Source organism: Mycobacterium sp. Soil_C_30, assembly GCF_057656995.1.
Window position 1 is genome coordinate 1 of sequence record NZ_JBDGJH010000046.1, and the last position, 1847, is coordinate 1847.

The 1847-nt window shown below is 56.7% G+C and carries 2 rRNA genes (1 of these 2 running past the window's edge); both read left to right on the forward strand.

Annotated elements, in window-relative coordinates:
* Positions 1-190: 190 nt before the first annotated feature.
* Positions 191-1710 (forward strand): 16S ribosomal RNA (locus AC3A6P_RS36000).
* 51 nt (positions 1711-1761) lie between these two features.
* Positions 1762-1847 (forward strand): 23S ribosomal RNA (locus tag AC3A6P_RS36005); it runs 2861 nt beyond the window's last position.
* The 16S and 23S rRNA genes sit together here, the layout of an rRNA operon.

A 1847-nucleotide genomic window follows, 5' to 3' on the forward strand; every position in this document is an offset into this window, starting at 1 on the left:
ACTGCAGGTCTGTTGTTTGAGAACTCAATAGTGTGTTTGGTGGTTTTTGTTTGTTTTTGCCACATCCTGTGGGGGACTCCCCGTCTTCCTGTGTGGGGTGTGGTTTTTGGATGCCAGTTTTGGTGTCTTTTGTTTGTGATCGGATTTTTCTGATTCGAATTCTGCCTTGGCCTGTGGGTTGAGGGGTTTTTGTTTGGAGAGTTTGATCCTGGCTCAGGACGAACGCTGGCGGCGTGCTTAACACATGCAAGTCGAACGGAAAGGCCCTTCGGGGTGCTCGAGTGGCGAACGGGTGAGTAACACGTGGGTGATCTGCCCTGCACTTTGGGATAAGCCTGGGAAACTGGGTCTAATACCGAATAGGATCACGCGCCTCATGGTGTGTGGTGGAAAGCTTTTGCGGTGTGGGATGGGCCCGCGGCCTATCAGCTTGTTGGTGGGGTAATGGCCTACCAAGGCGACGACGGGTAGCCGGCCTGAGAGGGTGACCGGCCACACTGGGACTGAGATACGGCCCAGACTCCTACGGGAGGCAGCAGTGGGGAATATTGCACAATGGGCGCAAGCCTGATGCAGCGACGCCGCGTGAGGGATGACGGCCTTCGGGTTGTAAACCTCTTTCAGCAGGGACGAAGCGCAAGTGACGGTACCTGCAGAAGAAGGACCGGCCAACTACGTGCCAGCAGCCGCGGTAATACGTAGGGTCCGAGCGTTGTCCGGAATTACTGGGCGTAAAGAGCTCGTAGGTGGTTTGTCGCGTTGTTCGTGAAAACTCACAGCTTAACTGTGGGCGTGCGGGCGATACGGGCAGACTGGAGTACTGCAGGGGAGACTGGAATTCCTGGTGTAGCGGTGGAATGCGCAGATATCAGGAGGAACACCGGTGGCGAAGGCGGGTCTCTGGGCAGTAACTGACGCTGAGGAGCGAAAGCGTGGGGAGCGAACAGGATTAGATACCCTGGTAGTCCACGCCGTAAACGGTGGGTACTAGGTGTGGGTTTCCTTCCTTGGGATCCGTGCCGTAGCTAACGCATTAAGTACCCCGCCTGGGGAGTACGGCCGCAAGGCTAAAACTCAAAGGAATTGACGGGGGCCCGCACAAGCGGCGGAGCATGTGGATTAATTCGATGCAACGCGAAGAACCTTACCTGGGTTTGACATGCACAGGACGCCAGTAGAGATATTGGTTCCCTTGTGGCCTGTGTGCAGGTGGTGCATGGCTGTCGTCAGCTCGTGTCGTGAGATGTTGGGTTAAGTCCCGCAACGAGCGCAACCCTTGTCTCATGTTGCCAGCACGTTATGGTGGGGACTCGTGAGAGACTGCCGGGGTCAACTCGGAGGAAGGTGGGGATGACGTCAAGTCATCATGCCCCTTATGTCCAGGGCTTCACACATGCTACAATGGCCGGTACAAAGGGCTGCGATGCCGTGAGGTGGAGCGAATCCTTTCAAAGCCGGTCTCAGTTCGGATCGGGGTCTGCAACTCGACCCCGTGAAGTCGGAGTCGCTAGTAATCGCAGATCAGCAACGCTGCGGTGAATACGTTCCCGGGCCTTGTACACACCGCCCGTCACGTCATGAAAGTCGGTAACACCCGAAGCCGGTGGCCTAACCCCTTGTGGGAGGGAGCCGTCGAAGGTGGGATCGGCGATTGGGACGAAGTCGTAACAAGGTAGCCGTACCGGAAGGTGCGGCTGGATCACCTCCTTTCTAAGGAGCACCACAATGTCTGGGTCGGCCCGCATCGTGCGGATCGCCGAGGTTTCAGACGGATTCTGTGGATGGCCGGTGCCTGTAGTGGGTGTCGGTCTGGTGCATAAATGTTTGAGGAACAAACTCAAAAACCT